Source organism: Massilia sp. Root335 (assembly GCF_001425685.1).
Taxonomy (GTDB): Bacteria; Pseudomonadota; Gammaproteobacteria; order Burkholderiales; family Burkholderiaceae_D; genus Telluria; species Telluria luteola.
Window position 1 is genome coordinate 111,860 of the sequence record NZ_LMCY01000028.1, and the last position, 8,476, is coordinate 120,335.

7 protein-coding genes are annotated in these 8,476 nt (G+C 70.8%); 5 read left to right on the forward strand and 2 right to left on the reverse strand.

All coding sequences use genetic code 11. From position 1 onward, the window contains the following. Positions 1-213: 213 nt before the first annotated feature. Positions 214-1,014: a DUF2145 domain-containing protein gene (locus ASC93_RS16290; protein WP_056444235.1), complete on the reverse strand. Its 801-nt coding sequence runs from the start codon at positions 1,012-1,014 to the stop codon at positions 214-216. Further along, positions 998-1,393 carry a hypothetical protein gene (locus ASC93_RS16295; protein ID WP_056444237.1) on the reverse strand — a complete coding sequence of 132 codons (396 nt, stop codon included), beginning with the start codon at positions 1,391-1,393 and terminating at the stop codon, positions 998-1,000. Before ASC93_RS16295 ends, ASC93_RS16290 begins: the two co-directional genes overlap by 17 nt. Before the next feature lie 199 nt (positions 1,394-1,592). On the opposite strand from ASC93_RS16295, the gene paoA reads away from it, so the two are divergent. The 5 genes from paoA to ASC93_RS16320 all read left to right on the forward strand — a co-directional run bounded on the left by paoA (position 1,593) and on the right by ASC93_RS16320 (position 8,221). Continuing rightward, on the forward strand, positions 1,593-2,267 hold the full coding sequence (paoA, locus tag ASC93_RS16300; protein ID WP_157201961.1) for an aldehyde dehydrogenase iron-sulfur subunit PaoA: 675 nt from the start codon (positions 1,593-1,595) through the stop codon (positions 2,265-2,267). After that, positions 2,264-3,217, forward strand: a complete 954-nt coding sequence (locus tag ASC93_RS16305; protein ID WP_056444240.1) for a xanthine dehydrogenase family protein subunit M — start codon at positions 2,264-2,266, stop codon at positions 3,215-3,217. The genes paoA and ASC93_RS16305 overlap by 4 nt, the downstream gene beginning before the upstream one ends. A 10-nt stretch (positions 3,218-3,227) precedes the next feature. Next, a complete protein-coding gene (gene paoC / locus ASC93_RS16310; RefSeq protein WP_056444243.1) occupies positions 3,228-5,432 on the forward strand; it encodes an aldehyde oxidoreductase molybdenum-binding subunit PaoC in 2,205 nt (734 codons plus the stop codon). 79 nt (positions 5,433-5,511) lie between these two features. Next, positions 5,512-7,863, forward strand: coding sequence for a PAS domain S-box protein (locus ASC93_RS16315; protein WP_056444245.1), 2,352 nt, complete (start codon positions 5,512-5,514; stop codon positions 7,861-7,863). Position 7,864: 1 nt separating this feature from the next. Then, positions 7,865-8,221, forward strand: a complete 357-nt coding sequence (locus tag ASC93_RS16320; RefSeq protein ID WP_056444249.1) for a VOC family protein — start codon at positions 7,865-7,867, stop codon at positions 8,219-8,221. Positions 8,222-8,476: the final 255 nt, after the last annotated feature.

The following is an 8,476-nucleotide window of genomic DNA, read 5'->3' on the forward strand; positions in this document are numbered from 1 at the left end:
CCGCATGCGGCGAGAGCGATGGCGAGGGAGAGAAGTGCGGCGCGGCCGCACAGGCGCGGCAGCGGACGTGGTCGGGTTTGCGGGGACATCTCGGCTCCTTGTCGGTGGCGCGGCCGGCGCTTGGCGCGGCGGCGGAATGGTCGCAAGGATAACAGCGGAAACGTGTCGCAAAATTCAACGATTGTCACATCTTCGCAAGATTGCGCGGCGTGCCTACTCGACGGTGACCACCCGCGCCTGCGAGTCGCGCCCGCGTATGAAATTGACGACGGCATCCGTGGTCACGGTATCGATCTGCCCGGCCATGCGCCGGTCGAACGGATGGTCGTCGAACGCGACGTTGGCGCGGAACATGCGGGCGCCCAGCCGCGTGACGGCCGGGATCTCCACCGTCGGCACGCGATAGCCCTGGCGCTGCAGCCAGGCCTGGGCCTCGGCGCGGGTCTCGACGGCGCCCGGCGGCGCGCTGGCGGCGGCCAGCGTCTCCAGCACCCACTGGTTCGAGTTCTGGTAGCGGGTCGAGTACACGTACGACAGCATGTTGTAGTGCGGCTCGTGCAGGCGCCGCGCCGTGCGGCCCGCGAGCAGTGCCGCCACGCGCGCCTGCACGTCCGGCCCGGGGATGACGACCTGGGCGCGGTAGCGATACAGGTCGGTGAGGAAGAAGTTGCCGACGCCGTCCGTGTACAGGTCGGAGTCCGCCGTGCCGCACGTGTTCAGTTCGTGGACGACGGTCCAGCGCCCGGCCGCATGGTCGCGCACGACGATCCCCATGTGCGAGTATTCCAGCCCGTATTTGCTGAGATCCTGGCCGGCGCGCGCGACGATGGCGACGGTGGCGCCGCTGGCGTCCAGCGCGGCGAACGTGCGCTGCGCGAGCGCCATCGAGTGGCTCACCTCGTCCACGCTCAGCGGTTCTTCGCGGCAGCCCTGGCCCGCGTGCGCAGGGAGCGCGGCCGCGAGGGCCAGTGCGCAGGCCAGCGCGGCGAGGGAGCGGTCAGGACGCGCGCGCATGGTGCAGCAGGGCCTGGCCGATTTCGTTCGGAATGAAGGCGATCACCTTGCCCGACAGGACCAGCGCATGGCCGGCCGACATGGCGACGACCTGCAGTACGGTGCCGGCGCCGATCGACAGCCCGCGCGCGGCCGCGCCGGACAGGCGCACCGTCGCGCGGCTGGCCTGGCCCGCGCCTTCCAGCACGACCTCGATGCCGTCGCCGACGGCGGTCACGCTGTCGACCACCACGCTGCCCGTGACGCCCACGACGGCGATCGATCCGAGGACGACACTGCCCGTGGCTTCGCTGAGGGCCTCCGAGGGGGACGATGGGTCGGCGGCGCGGGCGCTGGCGCAGGCGAGGCCGAACAGGGTTGCGAGCAGCAGGCGTTTCATGGTGTCTCCGTGTGTGAAATGTGGCGCCATCTTGCCCGTGGGGCTGCGCTGGGCCAAGCGCGTGACGCGCCGGGCGCACGGCATGCGCCGCGCGGTAGCGTGTTCCGATACCGGCCGCGCCTACCGTGCACGGGTCCCGGGCGAAACAGTCTTAATATGCGCAATCTGACGACGAGCGAACGACAGGAGGGCCGAACCCATGATCGACTCCAGCGACATCAACCAGACGAGGCGCGAACTGCTGATCGGCGGCGCGCTGTCCGCCACGGCCGTCGCGCTGCCGCCGATGGCCTGCGCGCAGGGCCCGGATACGGGCGAGGGCGGCGCGGCGACCACGCCGGCGCCCGTGACGGCGCGGGTCGCGCTGCGCGTCAACGGCCAGCGCTACGAGATGGTCCTCGACACCCGCACGACGGTACTCGACATGCTGCGCGAGCACCTGCACCTGACCGGCACCAAGAAGGGCTGCGACCAGGGCCAGTGCGGCGCCTGCACCGTGATCGTCGACGGCCGCCGCATCAATTCCTGCCTCAGCCTGGCCGTCATGCACGAAGGCGCCGACATCACGACCATCGAGGGCCTCGGCACGCCGCAAAAGCTGCATCCGCTGCAGGCCGCGTTCGTGAAGCACGACGGCTACCAGTGCGGCTACTGCACGCCGGGCCAGATCTGCTCGGCCGTGGCGGCGCTGGACGAGCTGCGGCACGGCATTCCGAGCCACGTGAGCCCCGACCTGGGCGCGCAGCCGCTGCTGTCGCCGATGGAGCTGCGCGAACGCATGAGCGGGAACATCTGCCGCTGCGGCGCGTATTCGAACATCATCGATGCGATCACGGAAGTCGCCGGCGCCGCCGGCAAGGGATATCCCGCATGAAGGCGTTCACCTACCAGCGCGCCGCCACCCCCGCCGAGGCGGCAGCGGCGGCCGCGCGCCAGCCGGGATCGCGCTTCATCGCCGGCGGCACCAACCTGCTCGACTTGATGAAGCTGGAAATCGAGACGCCGGCGCACCTCGTCGACGTCAACGGCACGGGCCTCGACCGGATCGAGCCGGCGCCGGACGGCGGCCTGCGCGTGGGCGCGCTCGTGCGCAACACCGACCTCGCGGCCGACATGCGCGTGCGGCGCGACTACGCCGTGCTGGCGCGCGCGCTGCTCGCCGGCGCGTCGCCCCAGTTGCGCAACAAGGCGACGACGGCCGGCAACCTGCTGCAGCGCACCCGCTGCCCGTATTTCTACGATACGAACCAGGCGTGCAACAAGCGCAGGCCGGGCAGCGGCTGTTCGGCAATCGGCGGCTACACGCGCCAGCTGGCCATCGTCGGCCACAGCGAAGCGTGCATCGCGACGCATCCGAGCGATATGGCGGTGGCCATGCAGTTGCTGGACGTGGGCGTGGAAACGGTGCGGCCGGACGGCACGGCGCGCACGATTCCCATCGCCGACTTCTACCGCCTGCCGGGCGCCACGCCGCACATCGAGAACACGCTCGCGCCGGGTGAACTGATCACGGCCGTCACGCTGCCCAAGCCCTTGGGCGGCAGGCACTATTACCACAAGGTGCGCGACCGCGCGTCGTATGCGTTCGCGCTGGTGTCCGTCGCGGCCGTCGTGCAGCCGGACGGCAGCGGCCGGGTGGCGCTGGGCGGCGTCGCGCACCGGCCGTGGCGCGTGCCGGCGGCGGACAGCGCGCTGCCGCACGGCGCCGGGGCCGTCACCGACCAGTTGCTGGCCGGGGTGCGGGTCACGACCGACAACGCGTTCAAGGTCCCGCTGGTCCAGCGCACGCTGGCCGCCGTGCTGGCCGATGCGCGCAAGGCATGAGGAGCGATCCATGAAATTCACGACACCCGCCACCACCAATCCCATCGACCGCCTGCAGGTGGTCGGCAGGCCGACCGACCGGATCGACGGTCCGTTCAAGACGACGGGCACCGCTACTTACGCCTACGAACAGCACAAGGCGGCGCCGAACGCCGCCTACGGCTGGGTCGTCGGCGCCGCGATCGCCAAGGGACGCATCACGAAGATCGACACGGCCGCCGCGCGCGCGGCGCCCGGCGTGATCGCCGTCGTCACGCACGAGAACGCGGGCAAGCTGGGGAAGGGCGACAAGAACACGGCCCGGCTGCTGGCCGGTCCCGACGTCCAGCATTATCACCAGGCCGTGGCCGTCGTCGTCGCCGGGACGTTCGAGCAGGCGCGCGCCGCGGCGAGCCTCGTGCGGGTCGACTATGCGCCCCGGAACGGCGTGTACGACCTCGAGGCGGCGATGAACGCGGCCGGCCCCGCCGGCAAGCAAAAGGACAGGTCGACGACCAGGGTGGGCGACTTCGACCGGGCCTTCGCCACGGCGCCCGTCAGGCTCGACGCCGTCTACAAGACGCCGGACCAGACGCACGCGATGATGGAACCGCATGCGTCGCTCGCCGTGTGGGAAGGCGAGAAGCTGACCTTGTACACGTCGAACCAGATGATCCACTGGGGCGTGCAGGACATGGCGAAGACGCTGGGCATCCCGGAACACAACGTGCGCCTCGTCTCGCCCTACATCGGCGGCGGCTTCGGGGGCAAGCTGTTCCTGCGGTCGGAGGCGCTGATGGCGGCGCTGGGCGCAAAGGCGGCCGGGCGGCCCGTGAAGGTGACGCTGCAGCGCGCGCTCATGATGAACAATACGACGCACCGGCCGGCGACGATCCAGCACATCCGCATCGGCGCCACGCGCGAGGGCCGCATCACGGCGATCGCGCACGAGAGCTGGTCGGGCGACCTGCCGGGCGGCCAGCCGGAAACGGCCGTGAACCAGACGCGATTATTCTATGCGGGCGCCAACCGTTTCACGCAGATGCGGCTGGCCGTGCTCGACCTCGCGGAAGGCAATGCGATGCGCGCGCCGGGCGAGGCGCCGGGGCTGATGGCGCTGGAGATCGCGATGGACGAGCTGGCGGAAAAGCTCCACATGGACCCGGTCACGCTGCGCATCGTGAACGATACGACGGTGGACCCGGAAAAGCCGGGCCGCAAGTTCTCGACGCGGCGCTTCGTCGACACGCTGCGCATCGGCGCCGAGCGCTTCGGCTGGAACAAGCGCAATCCGAAGCCGGGCCAGGTGCGCGACGGCCGCTGGCTCGTCGGCTACGGCATGGCCGGCGCCTTCCGCAACAACATCAACACGAAGTCGGGTGCGCGCGTGCGCCTCGAGCGCGACGGCACGGTGACGGTCGAGACGGACATGACCGACATCGGCACCGGCAGCTACACCATCATCGGCCAGACGGCGGCCGAGATGTTGGGCGTGCCGCTGTCCCGCGTGACGGTCAGGCTGGGCGATTCGGCGTACCCGGTGTCGGCCGGGTCGGGCGGCCAGTGGGGCGGCAACAGCGCGACGGCCGGCGTGTACGCGGCCTGCGTCAAGCTGCGCGAGAACGTGGCGAAGAAGCTGGGGCTCGATCCCGCGCACGCCGACTTCTCCGGCGGCATGGTGCGCGCCGGCGGCAAGGCGCTGCCTTTGGCCCAGGCTTCGCACGACGCCGACGTGACCGGCGAGGACACGATGGACTACGGCGACTTGGCAAAGAAATACCAGCAGTCGACGTTCGGCGCCCACTTCGTCGAGGTGGCGGTGGATGCGGCGACGGCGGAAGTGCGGGTGCGGCGCATGCTGGCCGTGTGCGCGGCGGGGCGCATCCTGAACCCGAAGTCGGCGCGCAGCCAGGTGATCGGCGCGATGACGATGGGCGTGGGCGCCGCGCTGATGGAAGACCTCGTCGTCGACAAGCGCGTCGGCTTCTTCGTCAACCACGACCTGGCCGGCTACGAGGTGCCGGTGCATGCCGACATCCCGCACCAGGACGTGATCTTCCTCGACGAGACGGACCCGATGTCGTCGCCGATGAAGGCGAAGGGCGTCGGCGAACTGGGCATCTGCGGCGTGGCGGCGGCGGTCGCGAACGCGATCTACAACGCGACCGGCGTGCGCGTGCGCGACTATCCCGTCACGCTCGACAAGCTGCTGCCCGGGATGCCGGCCTACGCGTGACGACGGCGCGCCGAAGGTGTGGCGAGAAGCGGCTAGAATGGCGGATGCGGGTGCCCGCCCGCGCCTTTGACTGGATATCATGAACGATTTTTCCGGCGGTGCCTGCGTGGCCGGCGTCGAGCAATGCCTGCGCGAGCGCGACTGGTCGGACTCCCCCCTCGGCGCCCCGTCCGGCTGGCCGCCGGCCCTGGCCCACGCGGCCCGGTTCATGTTCGACGCCGCCACGCCCATGTTCCTCGGCTGGGGCGAGGCGCTGGGCGTGCTGTACAACGATGCGTCCGTGCCGATGCTGGGCGCGCGCCATCCCGCGACGTTCGGCCGCAGCCTGCGCGACTGGCCGGAGGCCTGGGCCGAGCTGCAGCCGCACGTGGCGCGCGCGCTGGCCGGCGCGGCCTTCCAGGTCGAACTGCCGGCGCACGCGCTGGGCGAGGGCGCCGGCGCGCCGCCGTGGCTCGACCTGGCGTTCGCGCCCCTGCGCGACCTCGACGGCGTGGTGCGCGGCTTTTCCTGCCTCGTCGCCGAGACCACCCGGCTGCGCGCGGCGGAGGCCGAGTTCCGCACGATCACGAACGCCATGCCGCAGATGGTCTGGACGACGCGGCCGGACGGCTATCACGACTACTACAACGAGCGCTGGTACGATTTCACGGGTTCCGACGTGGGCGCGACGGATGGCGTGGGCTGGAGCGACATGGTGCATCCGGACGACCGCGCCCGCACCTGGGCGACCTGGCAGGCGTCGCTCGCCACCGGCGCGCCGTACGAGATCGAGTACCGCATGCGCCACCGCAGCGGCGAATACCGCTGGCTGCTGGGGCGCGCGCTGCCGGTGCGCGACGCGCACGGGCACATCGTGCGCTGGATGGGCACGTGCACGGACATCCACCAGCACAAGCGCAACGAGGAAGCGCTGCGCGCGAGCGAGACGCGGTTCCGGCGCCTGGCCGAATCGAACGTCGTCGGCATGGTGCGCTACCGCATGGACGGCACCATCATCGACGCCAACCAGGCATTCCTCGACATGCTGGGCTATACGCGCGCGGAATTCGAGCAGGGCGGCCTCGACTCCCGTACGCTGACGCCGCCCGAGTGGACGGAGACCACGATGCGGGCGATGGCGCAGTTGCGCACGACGGGACGCGTGGAGAACCTCGTCAAGGAATACTTCCGCAAGGACGGCAGCCGCGCGAGCGTGCAGATGGGCTCCGTCACGCTGGACGATCCGCCCACGGAAGGCCTCGCGGTGATGATCGACGTCACGCCGATCCAGGAAGCCCGGCGCGCGTTGCGCGAGACCGACCGGCGCAAGGACGAATTCCTCGCGATGCTGGCGCACGAGCTGCGCAATCCGCTCGCGCCGATCACGGCGGCCGCCGACTTCCTCAAGGTCGGCCACTCGGCCGACCCGCGCATCCGCCAGGTGCAGACGATCATCGCGCGCCAGGCGCGCCACATGACGGGGCTGATCGACGACCTGCTCGACGTTTCGCGCGTCACGCGCGGCCTGATCACGCTGGAGCGCGCGCCCGTGGCCCTGGCCGGCGTGATCGCGGAAGCCGTGGAGCAGGTGCGGCCGCAGGTCAAGGCGAAGAACCACCACCTGGAGCTGCACCTGCCGTCCGACGACGCGCAGGTACTCGGGGATCGCAAGCGCCTGGTGCAGGTGTTCGCCAACATGCTCGGCAACGCGGCCCGCTACACGGCGGACGGCGGGCGCATCGACCTGCACCTGCGGCTGGAGGCCGGGTGCGTCGAGGTGGACGTGTGCGACAACGGCATCGGCATGACGCCGGACCTGACGGCGCGCGCGTTCGAGCTGTTCTCGCAGGCCGAGCGCAGCGCCGACCGGTCGCAGGGCGGCCTCGGGATCGGCCTCGCGCTCGTGAAGAGCCTCGTGGAACTGCACGACGGGACCGTGTCCGCCGACAGCGCGGGACCGGGCCGGGGCAGCCGCTTCACCGTCGCCCTGCCGCGCCTGCGCGGCGAGGCCGACGACGCGGGCGACGAACCGGTGGCGACGGGCGCCGCGGCGCCGGCCGAAGCGCTGGACATCCTGATCGTGGACGACAACGTGGATGCGGCCCAGATCCTCGCCATGTACATCGAGGCCGTGGGCCATCGCGCCACCGTCTGGCACAGCCCCGGCAAGGCGCTCGCGTACGCGGCGGCGCACCGGCCGGACGTGTGCGTGCTCGACATCGGCCTGCCCGAATTCGACGGCCACGAGCTGGCACGGCGGCTGCGCGCGCAGCCGGGCATGGCGGACGTGCCGCTGGTGGCCGTCAGCGGCTACGGCCAGGCGCACGACCGCGACCGGGCGCTGGCCGCGGGCTTCGACCTCCATTTCGTCAAGCCGGTGATGGCGGCCGACATTCTTGCGGTGCTCGACGACGTGATCGGGCGCCGCGCCCGCACCCCGAAAGGAGATTGACATGGCGGTCAAACGCATCGTCGCCAACATCCACGCCGCGGACGCCGCGGCCGCACAGGCGTTCTACGGCGGCATCCTCGACATGCAGGTCGTCATGGACCACGGCTGGATCGTGACGCTGGCCGGCAGCGGCGGCGGCAATCCGGCGCCCCAGCTGAGCTTTGCGTCGGAAGGCGGCTCCGGCACGCCCGTGCCCGACCTGTCGATCGAGGTGGACGACCTGGACGAAGTGCTGCGCCGCGTGGCGGCCGCCGGCCTGGCCCTGGAATACGGCCCGGCGCTCGAGCCGTGGGGCGTGCGCCGATTTTTTATGCGCGATCCGTTCGGGCGGCTGCTCAATATCCTGATGCACTGCTGAACGCCCGACACGGTGACGTCGTCGTTCCCGTGCAGGCCGGAACCCAAGTGCTGCGCGCATGTGGTGTGGACGACGCACGCAAACACGCCGTCGTTCCCGTGCAGGCCGGAACCCAAGTGCTGCGCGCATGTCGATAACGCGTGCAATTCCACCGTCGTTCCCGCGCAGGCGGGAACCCAAGTGCCGCACGCATGTCGATAACGCGTGCAATTCCACCGTCGTTCCCGCGCAGGCGGGAACCCAAGTTCTACGTGT